Raw genomic sequence first — 18,966 nt, forward strand, 5'->3', positions numbered from 1 at the left:
GGAGGAGGAATCCGTGCCGGATCCGACGTCGTACGCCGACCTGCGAGCCCTGGTGATCAACTGCACGCTGAAGCGCTCCCCGGAGCGCAGCCACACCCAAGGCCTGATCGACGTCAGCACCGGCATCCTGGAACGCCAGGGCGTCGAGGTCGAAGTCCTGCGCGCGGTGGACATCGACATCGCGACGGGCGTCTGGCCGGACATGACGGAGCACGGCTGGGAGACCGACGAGTGGCCCGTGATCTACTCGAAGGTGATGGCCGCCGACATCCTCACGCTGGCTGGACCCGTGTGGCTGGGCGACAACTCCTCCGTCATGAAGAAGGTCATCGAACGGCTCTACGCCTGCTCGTCGATCCTCAACTCGGCGGGCCAGTACGCCTACTACGGCCGCGTCGGCGGCTGCCTGATCACCGGGAACGAGGACGGCGCGAAGCACTGCGCGATGAACGTCCTGTACAGCCTCCAGCACCTGGGCTACACGATCCCGCCGCAGGCCGATGCCGGCTGGGTGGGCGAGGCAGGCCCCGGGCCGTCCTACCTCGACCCTGGTTCGGGCGGCCCGGAGAACGACTTCACCAACCGGAACGCCACCTTCATGACCTGGAACCAGCTCCACCTCGCCCGCATGCTCAAGGACGCCGGCGGTATCCCGGCCCACGGCAACCAGCGCTCCGAGTGGGACGCCGGCTGCCGCTTCGACTTCGAGAACCCCGAACACCGCTGAACCGGTGACCTCGGTGAACAGGGTCCGAAGCCTTCGGGCTAGCCTGGCCGATGGTCATGTGGTGGAACGTCATCGGGCGGTCAACTGGCCATATTGCACAGGCCCGTTCGGATTGGATGGACAGGGCGGCGGCCAGCGGCCAGCGGCATGACGCCCCGGGTGCCGCCGCCACCCCGACCGTCACCCGGGAAGCGCTGTTCCGGCAGGAGGCAGGCGGCGGGCATCACGGCCACCCGCAGCATCGAGGAACTCGTCGAAGCTGCAGCCCTGTTGCACGCCCAGCCGCTGCCCGCACCGCGCAGCGCGGTCGCCGGGGGGTCCAACGCGGGCGGCATCGGCATCCTGGCCGCGGACGTCTGCGCCGACGCCGGGTTGGTACGGCCCGAACTCCCGGACGCCGAATCCCTGATCGGGTGCGGGGCCGAGGCCGGTTCGGCGGCCGCGCGACGCGGCGGCGTAGGACGGGCGTGGTCCGACCGGATGAGGGTCCCCGCACCACCGATCGGCTGCGCCCGGCGGACCCCACTGCTCCCGGGCGCCGTGATAGGACGTCAGGCGAGCGGCGTTCGCCGCTACGTTTCCCCGCGCAGACGTGTGTCCAGGAGGCGATGCGCTTGTCGGCCGACGGTCGGTCCCCGGAGCGAGGGGCCGCGCAGCCGGACCCGGCGGGCCTCGTCCGCACCTCCGGCTACCTGAAGCTCCTGGCGCTGGCGGCCGTCCTCGGAGTACTGGTCTCCGCCGCGGCCTACGGCTTCCTCGCCCTCGTCTCCGAGCTCCAGTCGATGACCTACACGGACCTGCCGAAGGGTCTCGGCTTCCACGGGACGCCGGCGTGGTGGCCGTTGCCGCTGCTCGGCGTCGCCGGATTGCTGGTCGGCGCGACCGTCCGGTACCTCCCGGGCAACGGCGGTCACGAACCGACGGAGGGGTTCGCGGCCGCAGGGCCCCCGCGTGCGGGCGAACTCCCGGGTGTCTTCCTCGCAGCGCTGGCGACCCTCGCCCTGGGCGCGGTCCTCGGGCCGGAGGCGCCGCTGATCGCGCTCGGCAGCGGGCTGGCGGTGCTCGCCGTCCAGCGGCCGGGGCGGAACGTCGCCCCGCAGGCCGTCGCCGTGGTCGGGGCGGTCGGGAGCTTCGCGGCCGTGAGCGCCCTGCTGGGTTCGCCCTTGCTGGGCGCCTTCCTGCTCATGGAGGCGTCCGGGCTCGCGGGCCCCCTGCTGGGGGCGGTCCTGGTGCCCGGCCTGCTCGCGGCCGGCATCGGTTCCCTCGTCTTCCTCGGCCTCGGCAGCTGGACCGGCCTCGGCACGTACTCCCTGGCCCTGACGGACGTGCCGCACGCGGACCGTCCGGAGGTCGCCGAGTTCGGCTGGGCCCTGGTCATCGGGATCGCGGCGGCGCTTCTCGGCGCGGGCATCCGCTGGCTCGCCCTGCTGCTGCGGGCACGGGTCGAGCGGCACCGGATGCCCGCGACCGTCGTCCTGGGCCTGGCCGTCGCCGGGCTCGCCATCGCGTACTCCGAGGCCACCGGCAAGGGTGCGGGCCGAGGTGCTCTACTCCGGACAGAACGCGATGGATCCGCTGCTGACCGGTCACGCCGGCTACTCGGTCGGCGCTCTGGTCCTCCTCGTCGCGTGCAAGGCGCTGGCATACTGCGCCTCGCTCGGCGCCTTCCGGGGCGGCCCGATCTTCCCGGCGATGTTCGTGGGGGCGGCCGGGGGGATGGCGCTCTCCCACCTGCCCGGCCTGCCCCTCACAGCCGCGTTCGCCATGGGCATCGGCGGGATGTCCGTCGCCCTGTTGCGGCTCCCGATGACCTCCGTGCTCCTCGCGACCCTGTTGCTGGGCGGAGCCGGTCTCACGGTCATGCCGCTGGTGATCGTCTCGGTCGTGGTCGCCTACGTCCTGACCCTGCGACTCGGTCCGCGCGGTGGGGGCCGGACGGCTCCCGCGGGTCCGGCCGGAGGAGCGGCGACGCATGGGGTTTGACGATCGCCGGGTCGTGCGGCAGGTGAGGCGGATTGCGCAGTCGGGCGCGCAACGGTACGCCGGGTCGTGGGTCGAGGCCCTGTGGCCGGCCGCTCGACGGTGACCGCGCTGGTCCGGCACCTGGGGCTCGACCGGCAGGCGTCCGCCGACGTCGGCAGCCTGTTCGCCTCGTCGAGCGCCACGAGCAACGCCGTCACCGGCGCGGCCTCGGTGTTCTTCGTCATGGGCGGCACCGCCGCCGCCTCGGCATTGCAGCAGCGGTGTGGAAGCCGCTGACCAGCCGGCTGATCGACACGTTCATCACCGAGGCGTCCAGCCCCATGAGGAACTGCGCCGAGCCGAGGACGTAGAGCGTCTTCCACCGACCTGCCACGCCTGCGGGGGGCCGGGGGGCCGGGCGGCCGGTTCGTGGGAGTGGGGCCCGTTCACACGTCCGCCCTGGCGGTGATCCGGCCGTCGGAGATCGCCGCGGTGAGCGCGGTGTGGTCGGCGACCGTCTGTTCGGCGTACGCGAGCGCGAAGTCGGCCACGGCCCGTTCGAAGGCGTCACCGGCACCCAGGTAGGCGGCGATGGCGACGCGGTCCCCGGAGCGTGTGTGGCCGCGTGCGAGTGCGCGGCCGCACAGGTCGGCGTACTGCTCCAGGAGGGATCGGGGCATGCCGTCGATGACGGCGGAGCCCTTCATGTCCCGCAGCTGGCGCCAGTAGAAGTCACGGCCCGCCGGGCCGGTGGCCCAGCCCAGGAAGATGTCGCTCGCTGCCTGCAGCCTTCGCTGTCCGACCACGACCCGCTGCCCCTGGTGCCGGTGGCTGCTGGGCGGGAGGTAGGGCTCCAGCACCGACCGCTCCGCCTCCTTCACCTGGAGGAAGAGCGGCTCACCGGTGAGGCGCCCCAGGAAGAGGCCGATGTAGCAGCGGGTGCCCACGCTGCCCACGCCGACGACCTTGCGGGCGGCGTCGACCAGTTCGAAGCGGTCCAGCAGCGCCGCGCGTTCCTCGGGGAGGGTGGCGCGGTAGTCCTTGAGGATCTGCTGGAGGCGGGGCACGTCCTGCGGGGCCACCGGTTCGAGCAGCGGTGGGTCGTGGACGATGCGGCGCTCGCCGTCGGGGCCCGGCTCGGTGAGTTTGCCCAGGGCCTGGAGGCTGGTCCGCCCGCGCGCCTTCGCCAGGGCGCCCTCGACGCGCTTCCGGTACTTCGGCTCCCGCACCTGTGGCAGGAGGTCGGCGGTGTCGACCCGCTCGTACCAGACGTCGAGTTCGCCGAGGCCGGCGAGCCGTCGTACGGCGACCCGGTAGGCCCGCGCGGACGCCAGCGCGGCGGCCCACGCGGACGCCTCCGGCTCGTCGTTCTGGCGCGCGGCCACGGCGACACTGGCGGCCAGGCGTTTGACGTCCCATTCGAACGGGCCCGGGAGGGTCTCGTCGAAGTCGTTGAGGTCGAACAGCAGGGCGCGCTCGGGCGAGGCGAAGAGACCGAAGTTGCACAGGTGCGCGTCCCCGCAGAGCTGGACGGTCAGCCCGGTGCTCGGGACGGCGGCGAGGTCGGCGGCCATGACCGCGGGCGCCCCGCGCAGGAAGGCGAACCGGGACGCGGCCATGCGGCCGTACCGGATCGGGACCAGCTCCGGGACGCGGGAGGCGGCCTGCCGCTCCAGGACGTCGACGGGGTCGGGCCGGTCCGGCGCGGGGGCCCAGTTCCCGTGGGCCGAGCGCGGTACGCGCTTGCGGGCCTGCCGCCCCGCCGCCACGGACTCGCCGGCCATCGGCCGGACCCGGCCGGTGTCGCCGCGTGCCGGTCGGGCGCTTTGGGTGGTCATGGCCGCACCAGCAGGTGCGCCGGGTGCACGAGCGTCCTGGCGCTCTCCACGATGCGTGCGACGGAGTGTGCCACCGCGCCGGTCACGACGAACAGGGCGGTGATGAGGATCCACCCGTCCCGCTCGTCCACGGTGAGCTTGGCGGCGGGCGCGGGGAGCTCCGCATCGGGTGCGGGCGCGGCGTGCACCAGGTCCTTGGTGATCGCCACGACCCCCGACAGCGCGTGTACGGCCGCGCCGGCGACGAGCGCCGCGGAACCCAGCACGAGCCAGTCGACACGTCCGAGCTCGTGGGGTCCGGGCCCGACGGCGGGTCGTGACACCTGGAGGTGGATGCCGGACATCCGTCTCATCTCCCTCGGTCGATGCGGTGGGACTTTCCCTCCCTTCCGACATTCACAGAGCACGGCCACGGCGGCATGGGCCGTCCGGCCCACACTTCGGGGGCCGGTCGACGAGAGGACCGTGCGTCACGAGAGCACTCCCGTGCGGGGTCGGGGCCGCAGGGCGGGGCCGTACGGACCATCGACGCGGTCCGTGCGGCCCAGGACCGGCTGCGGAACCCGCTCCTACGGTGGACGTAGGGCTTCCGTTCCGAGGTGCTTCCGCCAGCCGAGTTCCCGGGCGGCCGCCATGAAAGACGAAGACCTTTTCCGCACCAGGACCGTGGTGTCCCAGGACACCGCATCGCTGTCACTGGAAGGCGAGCTCGACATCGCGACGGCACCGCTTCTGCTGACCGCCGTCGGCCGGTCCGTGCGGGACCACCCGCAGCACCTGGATCTCGATGTCGCGGCCCTCGGATTCTGCGACGCCGCCGGTGTGCGAGCGCTCCTCCAGGCCCGCCGGGTCTGCCGAGCCCACGGGACGGAGTTCCGTCTCACCGGTGTCCGGCCGCGGTTCCACCGGATCCTCGCCATGCTCCGCGTCGCCGATCTCCTGGCGGGTCAAGCGTCGCCGCACGGGATCCCGAGGGTCGCCGTCTCCCCGGAGCCCCTCTGAACCCGAGCTCCCCTGTCCCCGTCCCCCCACAGGTCCGCCACGACTCATCAGTTCAAGCGCTCCGGATTCCGTCCAAGCCTGGGAGACGGGACGGCGTACGGCACCTCGGACGGCCTGCCGTTCGGCGAAACAGGCCGGAGCCTCGTCCGGACGGACCACCCCGGGGTGCCGGTCGCCGGGCTCTACGGGGCAATGGTGCTCAGCGGCGCCACGGCCGCGTGGAGCGCTGGGAGACCCGATGAACGAGCCGCCGGGGCCTCCACGCGCGCGGGGGACGGGCGGGGCGGGCAACGGCGGCTCGCCGTCCGGGGCCAGGCGCCGCGCCGGGGCCGGGCGGATCGCCATGAGCACCGTCTCGGCGGTGCTGATCACGCCGCGATCGTCCTCGGCGTGGTGGTGGCGCTCGGCGCGTACCTGTCCGGGGCGGGACGGTCCCCCCGTGCCGTCCGCGGCGGGGCGGACGCCGCCGCGGACTCCGCGGCCCGCTGGGGCGCCGCCCACGGCGTGCGCACGGGGCGGGCCGGAACCTGGACCCAGGCCCACCGCCGCTGGCTCGCCCTCGCGGCGCTGCTGGTCGTGGTCCCGGTGTTCGCCCTCTGGAACCACCCGACCGTGCTGACGGTCCTGCTGCTCGCCCTGGTGCTCCTCGCCGTGCTGGCCGTCCTCGCGCTGCTCGCCGCCTCCGGACGGGCCGCCACCACGGGGGAGCCTCCCGTGCCGGGTAGGCCGGGCCCCGGTGAGTGACGCCACCTGGGCGGGGGTGGCGGTGGCCGGCGTCACCGGCGCGTACGCGCTCGCCTCGCGACGCCTGGCGAGCACCCCGGTGTCCGGCGCCATCGTGTTCACCGCGGCCGGCGTCCTGCTCGGCCCCCTCTGCCTCGACCTGATCAGCCTGGACACCGTGGGCGGGCCGCTCCTCACGCTCCTGGAAGCCGCACTGACGCTGGTGCTCTTCACCGACGCCATGGCCGTGCGTCCCCGAGAACTCCGCACCGGCGCCGCCCTGCCGGGTCGGCTGCTCGGGTTCGGCCTGGTACTCAGCATCGCGCTGGGCTGGCTGCTGGCCTGGCCCCTATTGCCCGGGCTCACCGTCTGGGAGCTCGCGCTGGTGGGCGCCGTCCTGGCGCCGACCGACGCGGCGCTCGGCACCAGCGCCATCGCCAACCCACGGGTGCCGGCCCTGGTCCGTCAAGGGCTGAACGTGGAGAGCGGCCTGAACGACGGCATGGTGCTGCCGTTCTTCGTCCTGTTCCTGGCGGCCATCCCCGGCACGTCGTACGCCGAGGAGGGCGAGGCCGGGACGTTCTGGCGGGCCCTGCTGCTCAGCACCGCCCTCGGTCTGGCGGTCGGAGGGGTCGGCGGCAGACTCCTGCGATGGTCGAGCGGACGGGGCTGGATCACGGGGGAGTGGCGGAGTCTCCACGTCCTGGCGGTCGCCGCGGCGTCCTACGGTCTTGCGGTAGCCACCCAGGGGAGCGGCTTCATCGCGGCCTGGGTGGCGGGGTTCGCCTTCGCGGCCGCCGAACGCAGTGTCGCCGCGGCACCGGTACCGGAGGACGACCGGAGCGCCGACCTCGCCGAGTACCTGGGAAGCCTGCTGGCCCTGCTCAGCCTCCTGGTCTTCGGCGCCGTGATCCTCGGTCCCACGCTGGAGCAGCTCGACTGGCGCATCGTCCTCTACGCCGTGCTCAGTCTCACCGTGGTCCGGATGGTCCCGGTCGCCCTCTCCCTCGCCGGGAGCGGGCTGAGGCTGCCCACCGTGGCCTACATCGGGTGGTTCGGGCCGCGCGGGCTCGCCTCGATCGTGCTCGGGCTGCTGGTCGTGGAGCAGCACGTTCCGGGGGTGGAGCTGATCGGACGGGTGGTCGCGGTCACCGTCGGCCTGAGCGTCCTTCTGCACGGGGTGACCGCCGTGACGCTCTCCGACCGGTACGGGCGGTGGTACGAGCGGGCCGTCGCCCGGGAGCCGGGACTGAGGGAGGGCAGCGGTGCGCCGGCCGTCCGCCGGCGCCGCAGGTTCGACCTCACCGGTCCGCCCGGGCGGTGAGAGCCGCCGTCCGGAGGCTCGTCCCACCCGGTTGGTCCAGCCGACCGCGTCCACGCCCAGCCGGTGACCTGGGCCGTCGACCTCAACGAATGACCGACGCAACCCACGTGGAAAGGCATGGATGGCCATGACCCGTCCGAACATCCTGCTGATCGTCACCGACGAGGAGCGGGCCGCGATCCCGCGTCCGCCGGGCTTCACTCTCCCCGCCAGGGAGCGGCTCGCCGAACGCGGCCACACCTTCGAGCGGTACTACACCGCCTCGGCCATGTGCAGCTCCGCGCGGTCCGTGATCTACACCGGGCAGCACCTGCCGCTGACCGAGATCTACGACAACGACAACATGCCCTACATCCGCCCGCTCGATCCGGATCTGGGCACCCTCGGCACGATGCTGCGCCAGGCCGGCTACTACTGCACCTACCAGGGCAAGTGGCACCTGTCGAACGCCTACGTCACGCCGCAGAACCCCGGCCCGACCACCGACGCCCTGGAACCCTACGGGTTCAGCGAGTTCAACGACTGGGGTGACATCGACGGCGGCGCCTGGGCCGGACTCAAGATCGACCCGGTGATCGCCGGCCAGGCCGTCAAATGGCTGCGCAACCGCGCGCCGGTCGTGGCACCCGACCAGCCCTGGTTCATGGCCGTCAACTTCGTCAACCCGCACGACGTCATGAGCTTCGACTACGGGGGCTCCCCCCAGGTCCGACTGCCCTTCGGACTCGCGCACGCCGTGGTGGCGCGCGCGGCCGCCGACATCCCGCTCTACCAGCGTCGTTGGGAATTCGACCTGCCCGCGAGCCTGCGCGACGACCTGTCCGCCGCGGCACCGGCGGTCTGCGAGTACGCCCGGATGCTCGACACCGTCTTCGGTCCCGTCGCCGACGACCGGCACTGGTACGACGGCCTCAACTTCTACCTCAACGCCATCCGGGACGTCGACCGCAGCATCGAACTCGTCCTCGACGCGCTGGAGGCCTCGGGCCAGGCCGACCGGACCGTGGTCGTCTTCACCTCGGACCACGGCGAGATGGCCGGGAGCCACAGCCTGCGCCAGAAGGGCAACCTGGTCTACGACGAGAACTTCCACGTCCCGTTCCTGCTCTGCCACCCCGACGTCGCCGGCGGCGGCCGCACCGAGGCGCTCGCCTCCGCCGTCGACCTCGCGCCCACCCTCCTGGAGTTCGCCGGGCTCGACCGGGCGGCGACCGCCGACCGGTTCCCCGCCCTGCACGGCCACTCCCTCGCACCCGTGCTGGAGGGCAGGACGGTCCGCGAGGGAGTGCTCACCGCCGTCGAGTCGATCACCACGCTGGACGCCGGTTTCTGGTTCGAGTTCGCCGACCCGCAGGCCCCCGAGCGGATCCAGTCCGGTGCGCTCCGCCCGGACTGGAGCAAGCGCGGCTTCCTGCGCGGGTACCTGGACCAGCGGTACACCTTCGGCCGCTACTTCTCTCCGTTGAACCCCAACCGCCCCACCTCCGTGGAAGAGCTCCACGAACAGAACGACGTGGTGCTCTACGACCGGGTGGAGGACCCCCACGAGATGCGCAACCTCGCCGCTGACCCCGCCAACCGCGACCTCGTCGCCCGCTGCAGTAGTCGGCTGGAGGACCTCATCAGCGCCGAGATCGGCACCGACACCCGCGCCTGGGTCACCGAACGCCCCCGGCTCCTCGGCTGGCCCACCTGGCACGGCGACACCGACCGGCCCGCGCCCGCCGGCGCCGCGGCCGGCCACTGACCGCGGATCCCTCCGACTCATGAACAGGACACGCCCATGCACACGCCCGCAAGCCTCGCGGCCGACTACCCCGTGCTCACCATCTTCCGGACCACCTGCGCGCCCGCAGGCTCGTCCCGCGCGGCTGACCCGGTGCGCCGAACGGCGCGGACGCGCAGAATCGGTGGTGTCACCGCCCGCGCACCCCAGGGAGCAGGCCATGGACATGCCCCGGCCCGTACGGGTGTTCCTGCTGGACGACCACGAGGTGGTCCGCCGAGGCGTCCGCGACCTCCTGGAGGCCGAACCGGACATCGAGGTCGTCGGCGAGGCCGCCAGCTGCGCCCAGGCCCTGGCCCGGGTGCCGGCCCTGCGCCCGGACGTCGCCGTCCTCGACGTGCGGCTCCCGGACGGCGACGGGGTGACCGTCTGCCGGGACCTGCGCGACAAGATGCCCGAACTCGTCTGCCTGATGCTCACCTCCTTCGACGACGACGACGCCCTGCTCGACGCGATCATGGCCGGGGCCGCCGGCTACGTCCTGAAGCAGGTCAAGGGCGCCGACCTGGTCAGCGCGGTGCGTACGGTGGCCTCCGGGCAGTCCATGCTGGACCCGGCCACCACGCACAAGCTGATGGAGAGCCTGCGCCACCACGAGGAGAGCGCGACCGACGCCGCCCTCGCCGGGCTCACTCCCCGCGAACGGGAGATCCTCGCCCTGGTCGGGGAGGGCAAGACGAACCGGCAGATCGGCCAGGAGCTCTACCTCGCCGAGAAGACGGTGAAGAACCACGTATCCCGGCTGCTCGCCAAACTCGGCGTCGAACGGCGCCTCCAGGCCGCCGTCCTCGCCGCGCACGCCGAACCCGATCCGCAGCACCACCAGCGCCCGCACTGACCGGCCCGCGCTGAGCAGCCGGGCCCGAGTGGGCCCGGAGGTGGTGCCGAACGGCCCAAGCGGTACGCCGTCCCCCCGTCGCACGGTGGAGGTGTTCGACCTCCCGTCACGGCTGAGGAGACGGCGATGCTGTACTGGAACGACGGCGGCATGAACGGCTGGGGCATCGGCCTGATGACCGTGAGCATGCTGCTCTTCTGGGCGCTCGTGATCTTCGGCGTGGTCGCGCTGGTACGGCATCTGGGCCGGACGGCTCTGCACAGCCCGTCGGCCCCGGTACGTCCGGTGGCGCCTCCCCAGCGGAGCCCCGCGGAACAACTGCTCGCCGAACGCCTCGTCAGGGGCGAGACCGACCCTGACGAGTACCGGACCCGTCCGGACGTCCTGCGCGGCGGCGGTGAGCCGCCCGTCTCCGGCTGACTCCGACCGACCACGCACCCTGGAGGCGGTCATGCCCACCCTCGCCCTCGACGCCCTGACCCTGGAGAAGCTCGTCTCCGCGGCGGTCGCGGCTCCCTCGATCCACAACAGCCAGCCCTGGCGCTTCCGGCTCCAGCCGGACACCTCCACCCTGGAGGTGTGGGCCGACCGCAGTCGGGCCGTCCCGGCTGCAGATCCCCGGGGCCGGGCACTGCACATCTCCGTCGGTACGGCCGTCCTCAACCTGCGGATCGCCGCCCGACACCTCGGCTGGGCACCCGAGGTCCGCCTGCTGCCCGACCCGGGCGAACCGGAGCTGTTCGCCACCGTCCGGCTGGACGCCCCGGCCGCCGCACGCACCCGGGGCATCGACAAGCTGTACGAGGCGATCTGGCACCGGCACTCCACCCGGACGCCCTTCACCGGCAAGCCGGTTCCGCAAGCCGTCCTCGACGAACTCGCCACCGCCGCCCGGTCCGAGGAAGCCCTGCTCCACCTGCCCGACCACGAGGAGACCGACCGACTCCTGCACCTCACCGCCGAGGCCGAACGCCGCAACACCACCGACGAGGCCCAACGCACCGAGAGTCGCACCTGGATCCGCACCGGGGAGGCACCGCCCTACGGCATCCCGGTCGACGCGCTCGGACCCCAGGACGCCGCCGGCCACCTGCCCATGCGCGACTACTCCGCCATCCACGCCGCCGAGCACCAGGCGCCCGCCCCTTTCGAGAGGGAACCCCGCATCGCCGTCCTCGCCACCGAGCACGACACCCCGCAGGACTGGCTGCGCGCCGGCCTCGCCCTGGAACACGTCCTGCTCGCGGCCACCGTCCACGGCGTCCGCGCCTCGCTGCTGCACCAGGCGATGGAGTGGCCGTACCTGCGCTGGGAGGCCCGCGACCCGCACCGCGGCCCCGGCCACGTCCAGATGCTGATCCGCCTCGGCTACGGCCCCGAGGGCGCGCCCACTCCCCGCCTGGCACCCGGCGACGTGCTGTCCTAGACGCCTGGCAGCGGGACGCGCCACACCAGTTCGGTGCCGCCCTCCTGGCGCGCACGTGCGGCGAAGGTGCCGCCCAGGGCGGTGGCCCGGTCCGCGAGGTTGGCCAGGCCACTGCGGCGGCCGCCCTCGGGCAGGCCGACTCCGTCGTCGCTGACCGTCACGGTCAGCTCCTCGCCGGCGGTCACGGTGACGTCCACGGTCGAGGCCCGCGCGTGACGGGCGGCGTTGGACAGCGCCTCCTCCAGGACGGCGATCACCGCGTCGGCGACCTCGGGAGGCACGGTGACGTCGAGCAGGCCGCTCATCCGCAGGGCCGGGGCGAAGCCGAGCGGACGGGCGGCGCGTTCGAGCACCTCGACGACGCGGGAACGCAGGCCGGCCGCTGCCGGGCCCTTCTCGCGCAGGCGCAGGCCGAAGATCGTGGCGCGGATGGTCTTGGCGGTCTCGTCGAGGTCGTCGATCGCCCGCAGCACGCGGTCGGTCGCCTCCGGGTGCTCGATGAAGCGGGTCGCACCCTGGAGGGTCATGCCGGTGGCGAAGAGGCGTTGGATGGCCAGGTCGTGCAGGTCGCGGGCGATCCGGTCGCGTTCCTGCAACATTGCGATCTGCTCGGAGTCGCGGCGCCGCTCGGCCAGCTCCATGGCCACCGCCGCCTGGCCGGCGAAGCCGAGCAGCGGAACGGACTCGTCTTCCTCGAACAGTGGCGCACCGGCGGCCCTGGCCAGGAGGAGAACGCCGCGGATGCCGCGCTCGGCGGTACCGACCGGGACCGCGAGCGCCGGGCCGAGGCCGCGCCAGCGTGGTGGCCCGGCCGTGATCCGGGGATCGTGCTGGACATCGGGGCTCACCACGAGCCCGCCGGTGCGCAAGGCCGTCCCCATGAACGAGCCGTCGACCGGCAGCACGAGACCCCGGTGCTCGTCCTCGCCGAGGCCGACGGCGATCCGCACCTCCAACTCGCCGGCGCCGGGCAGCGGCATGGCGACGACCGCGAGGTCCGCACCGGCGATCTCGGTCGCGCGGGCGAGCAGCAGGTCCAGCACCTCCTGCTCCGCGCTGCCCGACAGCAGGCTGCTGGTGATCTCGGCGCTCGCCTGCAGCCAGCGCTGTCGCTGCCGGGCCCGGGCGTAGAGCCGGGCGTTGTCGATGGCCACCCCGGCGGCGACGGCCAGGGTGGCGAGGACGGACTCGTCCTCGGCGTCGAAGTCGCCCCCGCCCCGCCTCTCGGTCAGGTACAGGTTGCCGAACACCTTGCCGCGGATCCGGATCGGCACCCCCAGGAAGCTGCGCATCGGCGGGTGGTTGGCCGGGAAGCCGTAGGAGGCCGGGTGGTCGGAGATCCGGCTGAGCCGCAACGGCTCCGGGCGGCGGATCAGTTCCCCCAGGATGCCGTGGCCGGACGGAAGGTCGCCGATCAGCTTGACCTGGTCGTCGGTGACCCCGACCGGGATGAACTGGGACAGCCGCTGGTCCTCACCGATCACCCCGAGCGCGCCGTACTCCGCGTCCACCAGGGTGACCGCCGCCTCCACGATGTGCTGGAGGGCCTGGGACAGCTCCAGATCACGCCCGACTGCCAGCACCGCCTCCAGCAGGTTGTGCACCCTGTCACGGGTCCCGCGAGCGGCGTCCAACCTGGCCTGCAGCTCGTCCAGCAGCTCGTCCAGCTGCAGCTTCGGAACGGGTGCGGAACCTTCCGACGCGCTGCCCAAGGGGTCCTCCCTGGCTCGCCCCCAATGGCCCACTCACCAGGGTAGGCACGCTCGTCACGGTGTGGCGGGTGCGAGAGGGGGTCCAACGGCCCACCCGGAGGATCCGCCGGACCCATGGCGACGGGCCCCGCCGCGCAGAACGCTGGAAGGGCGGACGGAATCGTCCCGGCTCCGCCGTCCGAGAGGAGCCACCACAGCCATGAAAGCGCTCGCCTACGACGGACCCGGCCGCCGCACCTGGGGCGACGCCCCCGACCCGACCGTCCGAGACCCCGAGGACGCCGTCGTCCGGGTGGACGCCGTCACGATCTGCGGCACCGACCTGCACATCCTCAAGGGCGACGTCCCCGAGGTCATCGAAGGCCGCGTCCTCGGCCACGAGGCCGTCGGCACCGTCACCGAGACCGGACCGGGCGTGCGCACCGTCACCGCTGGCGACCGCGTCCTGGTCTCCTGCATCTCCGCCTGCGGCCGCTGCACCTACTGCCGGGCCGCGAGCTACGGCCAGTGCACCGGAGGCGGCGGATGGATCCTCGGCCACCTGATCGACGGCTGCCAGGCCGAGTACGTCCGCACCCCTTTCGCCGACACCTCCCTGCACAAACTGCCCGACGCCGTCCGCGACGAGGACGCCCTGCTGCTGGCCGACATCCTGCCCACCTCCTACGAGGTCGGCGTCCGCAACGGCCGTCTCGGCCCGGGCGACTCCGTCGCGATCGTCGGCGCCGGACCGATCGGCCTCGCCGCCGTCCTCACCGCCCGGCTCTACAGCCCCTCCCGCACCATCGCGATCGACCTCGCCCAGAGCCGCCTCGACGCCGCCGAACGCTTCGGCGCCGACACCACCCTCACCGTCGCCGAAGCCACCCCGGAGGCCGTGCGGGCACTCACCCGGGACGGACTCGGCGTCGACGTCGCCATCGAGGCCGTCGGCGTCCCCGAATCCTTCGAACTCTGCACCCGCCTGGTGCGCCCCGGCGGCCGGGTCGCCAACGTGGGCGTGCACGGCAAGCCGGCGGTGCTCCACCTGGAGGACCTCTGGATCCGCGACATCACCATCACCACCGGCCTGGTCGACACCCACAGCACCCCGCTGCTGCTCGACATGCTGGCCGTCGGCCGACTGGACATCGGCGGGCTGGTCACGCACCGCTTCGGGCTCGACGAGATGCAGGACGCCTACGACGTCTTCGCCGACGCGGCCGACACCGGCGCGCTCAAGGTCGCGCTCTTCCGGACGTGACCCGCCATGGACGGAGGAACCGCCACCATGACCGAAGGCCCCGACCCCGTCGCCATCGCCCACCGGATCGTCCAGCGCCGCGACCAACTCGGCCTGAGCGAAGCAACACTGGCCTACCGGGCGAACATGGCACCGGCGTACCTGCGCCAACTCCTCAGGACCGGCCCCCAGTTCGACCCGCCTTCCTTCGTCCGGATCGCCACCGCGCTCGGGACGAGCTGGCCGGAGCTGCTGTCCGGCCACCGCCCCGACGCACCGCCGGGACAGGCCGACGCCGACCCGCGCCCACTGTTCCACCTGACCGAGCCGCAGTGCTGGGAACTCATCGGCAGCCACGGCGTGGGCCGGGTCGGCCTGCCCCTCGGGCCGGCACCCGTCGTCCTCCCGGTCAACTACGCGGTGGACGGCCGCACGATCGTCTACCGCACCGCCCCCAGGGGCACCGCCGCCCCGGCCGAGGGCTCGCCCGCCTCGTTCCAGGTCGACCGCATCGACGACCACCGCGGTGACGGCTGGAGCGTCCTGATCCTCGGCGAGGCCCACCACATCGACGACCCGCAGGAGCAACAGCGGCTCGCGGCGCTACCGGGCGCCACACCGTGGGCCGGCGGCGCCCGCCCGCTGTGGGTCCGCATCCGGCCCGCCGAGGTCACCGGCCGCAGGATCGGCACGGGGTGAGCGCTCCGCCGTCGTCGCGGGCCGCATCGGCGGCCAGGGTGTCGGCCGGCGCGAGGCCGCAGAGGGGCGTCGGACGCGGCCCTACCGGACAGGTCCGGCGTCCAGCAGCGCGAGGGCGTTGTGGACGCCGTGGTCGAGGACGTCGTCGGCGAGCTTGGGATCGGCCAGGGCGCGCGCGAGTTGGAGCGTCCCGACCATCATGGCGAAGACGCCGAGCGCCTGTGCGCGTGCCGAGGGCGGGTTGTCGGGTGCCAGGCGGGCAGCGATGTCGTCGATGACGGCCAGCAGGCCGTCGGTGAACGCCTGCTTGGTCGCGTCCGTGCAGCGCCCGATCTCGTCGAGGAGAGCGGCCGTGGGGCAGCCGTTCTCGGGGTCGTCACGGTGCTCGGCGGACAGGTAGGCGCGGACGAACTGTTCGAGTCCGGCGCGGCCCGGCGCGAGTGCTTCAAGGCTCGCGTTCTGCGCGCCCAGCTGGTCGGCGACGGCGTTCGCGACGAGGTCCTCCTTGGAGGCGAAGTGGGCGTAGAAGGCTCCGTTGGTCAGCCCCGCGTCCGACATCAGCGCGGAGACCCCTGAGCCGTCGATGCCGTCCTTCTTGAACCGGCGGCCGGCGGCCTCGATGATCCGCTGGCGCGTCGCCTGCTTGTGGTCCTTCGCGTAGCGCGCCACGCGCTCCTCCTCGTAGCCCCGGTGGAGAGGCCGCTTGCCGCTCTCCGTCTCCCGTCCTAGAGTAATTGCATTACGGTCATAATCCAATCCATGGGGAGGCCCATCATGACCACGAGCCGGCCGGTAGCACTCGTGACCGGAGCATCGTCAGGCATCGGCAAGGCGGCCGCCTCCGCGCTCGCCGATGCGGGATTCGAGGTCGTCGGCACGAGCCGCCGAGCCTCAGCGGACGACCGCCGCGAGGGCGTGACGTTCCTCGACCTCGACGTGGCCAGCGACACCTCGGTCGCCGGCCTGGTCGACCGCGTGATCGAGCAGTTCGGTCGGATCGACGTCCTGGTCAACAACGCCGGCATCGGCTCTGCGGGCGCCGGAGAGGAACGCTCCCTCATCCAGGACCAACAGCTGTTCGACATCAACGTCTTCGGACTGATCCGCATGACCAAAGCCGTCCTGCCGCACATGCGCGCTCAGGGCGGCGGCCGGATCATCAACATCTCGTCCGTTCTCGGGTTCGTCCCCGCGCCCTACATGGCCGCCTATGCCGCGTCCAAGCACGCCGTCGAGGGCTACTCCGAGTCCTTGGACCACGAGGTCCGCCAGCACGGTGTCCGCGTCCTGCTCGTCGAGCCCGCCCAGACCAGGACCGCGTTCGAGGCCAACTCCCCGAAACCCGCCACGCCTCTGCCGGTCTACGAGCAGCAGCGCCAGGTCTTCGAGCGCGTGATGGCCGCGGCGATGAAGGACGGCGACGACCCTGCCACCGTCGCCAGGGCGATCGTCGCCGCGGCGACCGACCCGAAGCCGAAGCTGCGCTACCCCGCCGGACCGACCGCCGGACGCGTCAGCACCCTGCGCCGCCTCGTCCCCGCTCGTGCCTTCGACCGGCAGATCCGCAAGCTGAACCAGCTGCCCGCCTGACCGGCACCCCCATCCCCCGGCAAGCTTCGCATCGGTCGGCCGCTGCGACTTCACGGCGCGAAGGTGGACCAGGGCGGCCTTGGGGGTGGGGTCAACCACGAGAGCTTCTTCCTGAGGGCACGCCGTTGACCCCATCCTGCACCAGTTCTAAAACACGGCCTGGAAGGCCAATGAAGATCTTGCTGACACTGCGGGCGGCGTTTCGGCGGCACATGGCGTAGCTGTGGGCGGCTCCGGTGGCTGGTGGCTGCGGAGCGTGCTTGTGTGAGTGCGAACGGTAGCTATAGGGGTGTGCTGATGATTGGATCTTCGATGCGACCGGTGTCTCTTGGTGCTCGTTCTGCTTGTGCTCTTGCTCTTGCCGGGGCGTTGGGTGTGGCGGTGCTGGCAGTGCCGGCGGGGGCGGCCACCGGTAACACGTGCGGTGGTGCGGTCTCGGACTGGGTCGGCGAGGGCGAACTCGACACGGCGTTCGAGGGGAGTGTGACCTTGCCGGGTGGGTCGACGCGGGCCATCTCGATCGCGCCGCAGGCGCTGGGGAGCACGCTGGTGAGGACGGAGGTGACGGCGTCGGCCGAGGAGTCGCGTGCGGCGGTGGGGAACTTCGTCCTGCGTATCAACAGCCTCGGGCGCGGGCAGATCACCTTCCCGACCTACGCGGGGGAGAGCGGCGTCACCACCGGGACGCTCTGCCCCGTCGGCACCCGGGTCACCAAGATCACGGGGAAGGTCTCCACTGCCGGGGTCGAGGGAAAGCTCGACTTCACCGCTTCCCGTACCTGACCCCGGGACGCTGACGCGTCCGGGACCGGCCCTGCCGGCGTGCGGCTCCTCGGAGCCGGTCACGCCGGCAGGGCCGCCGTCGTGGTGGGCCGGGTCTTGGGGCGTCGGCCGAGCAGTGCGCCCGTCCCGACGGCGGAGAGCGCCGACACGGTGCCGCCGAGCAGGAGTCCGTAGCGTGGGCCCGCCGCCTGGCAGAGCCAGCCGATGCCGGGCGCGGCCAGCGGGGTGGTGCCCAGTGAGGCGAGCATGTAGAGGCCCATGACCCGGCCGCGCAGCGCGGGGGCGACGGCGAGCTGCAGTCGGGCCTTGGCGGCCGTCATGAAGAGCAGGAGCGCCGCTCCGGTCGGCACCAGCGTCAGGGCGAAGGTGCGGAAGTCGGGCATCAGACCGCTCGCGGCCTCCAGCGTCCCGAAGGCGAGCGCGTAACCGGCCGTGTGCCGCCGGCCGCGGGGGCGCGCGCGGGCCGCGAGCAGTGAGCCGGTCACCGCGCCCACGGCGAGCGCGGCGGAGCCGATGCCGAAGGCGGCGTCCGGGCTGTGGAAGACCTGGGCGGCCATCAGCGCGGTGGTGATCTGGAAGTTCATCCCGAAGGCGGCGACGAGGGCCACCAGCACGAGTGTCAGGCCCAGCTCGGGGCGCTGGCGCACGTAGCGCAGTCCGGCCCGTACCTGCCGCCCCGCGCCTGCGGGAGCCGGTGCCGGGTGCAGGGCGCGGGTGTCCATGCGCAGCAGGGTGGCCAGGACCACGGCGTAGGAGAGGGAGTTGAGGGCGAAGGCCGGGGCGACGCCGAAGGCGGCGATGACGGGGCCGGCCAGGGCGGGGCCGGCCACTCGGGCGAGGTTGAGCACCGCGCTGTTCAGCGCCAGCGCGCTCGGCAGGTCGTCGGGCTCGACGGCCTCGGCGATGAAGGCTTGCAGGGTGGGCTTGTCGACGACCATGGTCAGGCCCAGTGCGAGGCAGAGCGCGTAGACGGCGCCCAGGGTGGCGGAGCCGGTGGCGGTGAGCAGGGCCGCGGCGAGGGCGAGCGTGCCGTGGAGGGTCTGGGTGAGCAGCAGCAGTCGGCGTTTGGGGAAGCGGTCGGCGAGTGATCCGCCGCAGGCGCCGAACAGCAGTATCGGCAGCAGTTGCAGGGCGGTGGTGATGCCCAGCTGTGTGCCGTCGCCGTGGGACAGCTGCAGGACGAGCCAGCCCTGGGCGATGTTCTGCATCCAGGTGCCGGTGTTGGAGACCGCCTGGCCGATCGCGAGGAGGCGGTAGTTGCGGTGGCGCAGCGGTGCGAGGGCCGATGTGCGCGCGGGTGGGGTCGGTGCGGCGGGTGCGCGGGGGTGGGCCAT

18 protein-coding genes and 1 pseudogene are annotated in these 18,966 nt (G+C 72.8%); 14 read left to right on the forward strand and 5 right to left on the reverse strand.

Features of this window, described 5'->3' with window-relative positions; translation table 11 throughout:
* Positions 1-13: 13 nt before the first annotated feature.
* From CRP52_RS34130 to CRP52_RS38715, 3 genes and pseudogenes are all read left to right on the forward strand, one after another.
* The gene (locus CRP52_RS34130) at positions 14-727 is read left to right on the forward strand and encodes a flavodoxin family protein (protein ID WP_097240712.1); all 714 of its coding nucleotides are present in this window, start codon (positions 14-16) and stop codon (positions 725-727) included.
* 608 nt (positions 728-1,335) lie between these two features.
* A pseudogene (locus CRP52_RS34140) lies at positions 1,336-2,710 on the forward strand (chloride channel protein).
* Positions 2,711-2,776: 66 nt separating this feature from the next.
* Positions 2,777-2,986, forward strand: coding sequence for a hypothetical protein (locus CRP52_RS38715; protein WP_179853118.1), 210 nt, complete (start codon positions 2,777-2,779; stop codon positions 2,984-2,986).
* 149 nt (positions 2,987-3,135) lie between these two features.
* Here CRP52_RS38715 and CRP52_RS34145 read toward each other — a convergent pair whose 3' ends face one another.
* Entirely contained in the window at positions 3,136-4,473 is a 1,338-nt protein-coding gene (locus CRP52_RS34145; RefSeq protein ID WP_097240885.1) for a DUF2252 domain-containing protein, read from the reverse strand.
* A 50-nt stretch (positions 4,474-4,523) separates the two neighbouring features.
* A complete protein-coding gene (locus CRP52_RS38720; protein WP_179853119.1) occupies positions 4,524-4,871 on the reverse strand; it encodes a hypothetical protein in 348 nt (115 codons plus the stop codon).
* A 289-nt stretch (positions 4,872-5,160) separates the two neighbouring features.
* Here CRP52_RS38720 and CRP52_RS40955 point away from each other — a divergent pair, with 289 nt between their 5' ends.
* From CRP52_RS40955 to CRP52_RS34180, 7 genes are all read left to right on the forward strand, one after another.
* Positions 5,161-5,529, forward strand: a complete 369-nt coding sequence (locus tag CRP52_RS40955; RefSeq protein ID WP_179853120.1) for an STAS domain-containing protein — start codon at positions 5,161-5,163, stop codon at positions 5,527-5,529.
* 390 nt (positions 5,530-5,919) lie between these two features.
* Positions 5,920-6,273 (forward strand): hypothetical protein, encoded by a 354-nt coding sequence (locus tag CRP52_RS34155; protein WP_257033191.1) that lies wholly within the window; start codon positions 5,920-5,922, stop codon positions 6,271-6,273.
* Positions 6,266-7,576, forward strand: a complete 1,311-nt coding sequence (locus CRP52_RS34160; protein ID WP_097240714.1) for a cation:proton antiporter domain-containing protein — start codon at positions 6,266-6,268, stop codon at positions 7,574-7,576. The genes CRP52_RS34155 and CRP52_RS34160 overlap by 8 nt, the downstream gene beginning before the upstream one ends.
* Positions 7,577-7,697: 121 nt before the next feature.
* On the forward strand, positions 7,698-9,323 hold the full coding sequence (locus CRP52_RS34165; protein WP_097240715.1) for a sulfatase-like hydrolase/transferase: 1,626 nt from the start codon (positions 7,698-7,700) through the stop codon (positions 9,321-9,323).
* 199 nt (positions 9,324-9,522) lie between these two features.
* Complete coding sequence (locus tag CRP52_RS34170) at positions 9,523-10,200, forward strand: response regulator (RefSeq protein WP_097240716.1); 678 nt, start codon at positions 9,523-9,525, stop codon at positions 10,198-10,200.
* Between the two features lie 126 nt (positions 10,201-10,326).
* Entirely contained in the window at positions 10,327-10,620 is a 294-nt protein-coding gene (locus CRP52_RS34175; RefSeq protein ID WP_097240717.1) for an SHOCT domain-containing protein, read from the forward strand.
* Between the two features lie 31 nt (positions 10,621-10,651).
* The gene (locus CRP52_RS34180) at positions 10,652-11,626 is read left to right on the forward strand and encodes an Acg family FMN-binding oxidoreductase (RefSeq protein WP_097240718.1); all 975 of its coding nucleotides are present in this window, start codon (positions 10,652-10,654) and stop codon (positions 11,624-11,626) included.
* Here CRP52_RS34180 and CRP52_RS34185 read toward each other — a convergent pair.
* Positions 11,623-13,338 carry a sensor histidine kinase gene (locus tag CRP52_RS34185; RefSeq protein WP_097240719.1) on the reverse strand — a complete coding sequence of 572 codons (1,716 nt, stop codon included), beginning with the start codon at positions 13,336-13,338 and terminating at the stop codon, positions 11,623-11,625. The two genes, CRP52_RS34180 and CRP52_RS34185, sit on opposite strands and share 4 nt — an antisense overlap.
* A 199-nt stretch (positions 13,339-13,537) precedes the next feature.
* Between CRP52_RS34185 and CRP52_RS34190 the strand changes: the two genes are divergently transcribed.
* Positions 13,538-14,581 carry a zinc-dependent alcohol dehydrogenase family protein gene (locus CRP52_RS34190; RefSeq protein ID WP_097240720.1) on the forward strand — a complete coding sequence of 348 codons (1,044 nt, stop codon included), beginning with the start codon at positions 13,538-13,540 and terminating at the stop codon, positions 14,579-14,581.
* A gap of 27 nt (positions 14,582-14,608) precedes the next feature.
* Complete coding sequence (locus CRP52_RS34195) at positions 14,609-15,259, forward strand: helix-turn-helix domain-containing protein (protein ID WP_179853121.1); 651 nt, start codon at positions 14,609-14,611, stop codon at positions 15,257-15,259.
* A gap of 81 nt (positions 15,260-15,340) precedes the next feature.
* Here CRP52_RS34195 and CRP52_RS34200 read toward each other — a convergent pair whose 3' ends face one another.
* Positions 15,341-15,928, reverse strand: a complete 588-nt coding sequence (locus tag CRP52_RS34200; RefSeq protein ID WP_097240722.1) for a TetR/AcrR family transcriptional regulator — start codon at positions 15,926-15,928, stop codon at positions 15,341-15,343.
* A 105-nt stretch (positions 15,929-16,033) separates the two neighbouring features.
* Here CRP52_RS34200 and CRP52_RS34205 point away from each other — a divergent pair, with 105 nt between their 5' ends.
* Positions 16,034-16,849: an oxidoreductase gene (locus tag CRP52_RS34205; RefSeq protein WP_097240723.1), complete on the forward strand. Its 816-nt coding sequence runs from the start codon at positions 16,034-16,036 to the stop codon at positions 16,847-16,849.
* Between the two features lie 381 nt (positions 16,850-17,230).
* On the forward strand, positions 17,231-17,632 hold the full coding sequence (locus CRP52_RS34210; protein ID WP_143685897.1) for a hypothetical protein: 402 nt from the start codon (positions 17,231-17,233) through the stop codon (positions 17,630-17,632).
* A 59-nt stretch (positions 17,633-17,691) separates the two neighbouring features.
* Here the strand turns inward: CRP52_RS34210 and CRP52_RS34215 are convergent, their stop codons facing one another.
* Positions 17,692-18,966 carry an MFS transporter gene (locus tag CRP52_RS34215; protein ID WP_097240725.1) on the reverse strand — a complete coding sequence of 425 codons (1,275 nt, stop codon included), beginning with the start codon at positions 18,964-18,966 and terminating at the stop codon, positions 17,692-17,694.

The sequence above is a fragment of the Streptomyces sp. 1331.2 genome (genome assembly GCF_900199205.1).
In the GTDB taxonomy this organism is placed as follows: Bacteria; Actinomycetota; Actinomycetes; order Streptomycetales; family Streptomycetaceae; genus Kitasatospora.

Coding starts and splice junctions, on each gene's coding strand:
- CRP52_RS40955 (WP_179853120.1), top strand. CDS start 5,161: ATGAAAGACGAAGACCTTTTCCGCACCAGGACCGTGGTGTCCCAGGAC.
- CRP52_RS38720 (WP_179853119.1), bottom strand. CDS start 4,871: ATGTCCGGCATCCACCTCCAGGTGTCACGACCCGCCGTCGGGCCCGGA.
- CRP52_RS34205 (WP_097240723.1), top strand. CDS start 16,034: ATGACCACGAGCCGGCCGGTAGCACTCGTGACCGGAGCATCGTCAGGC.
- CRP52_RS34195 (WP_179853121.1), top strand. CDS start 14,609: ATGACCGAAGGCCCCGACCCCGTCGCCATCGCCCACCGGATCGTCCAG.
- CRP52_RS34170 (WP_097240716.1), top strand. CDS start 9,523: ATGGACATGCCCCGGCCCGTACGGGTGTTCCTGCTGGACGACCACGAG.
- CRP52_RS34175 (WP_097240717.1), top strand. CDS start 10,327: ATGCTGTACTGGAACGACGGCGGCATGAACGGCTGGGGCATCGGCCTG.
- CRP52_RS34145 (WP_097240885.1), bottom strand. CDS start 4,473: ATGGCCGGCGAGTCCGTGGCGGCGGGGCGGCAGGCCCGCAAGCGCGTA.
- CRP52_RS34165 (WP_097240715.1), top strand. CDS start 7,698: ATGGCCATGACCCGTCCGAACATCCTGCTGATCGTCACCGACGAGGAG.
- CRP52_RS34215 (WP_097240725.1), bottom strand. CDS start 18,966: ATGGCCCACCCCCGCGCACCCGCCGCACCGACCCCACCCGCGCGCACA.
- CRP52_RS34180 (WP_097240718.1), top strand. CDS start 10,652: ATGCCCACCCTCGCCCTCGACGCCCTGACCCTGGAGAAGCTCGTCTCC.
- CRP52_RS34190 (WP_097240720.1), top strand. CDS start 13,538: ATGAAAGCGCTCGCCTACGACGGACCCGGCCGCCGCACCTGGGGCGAC.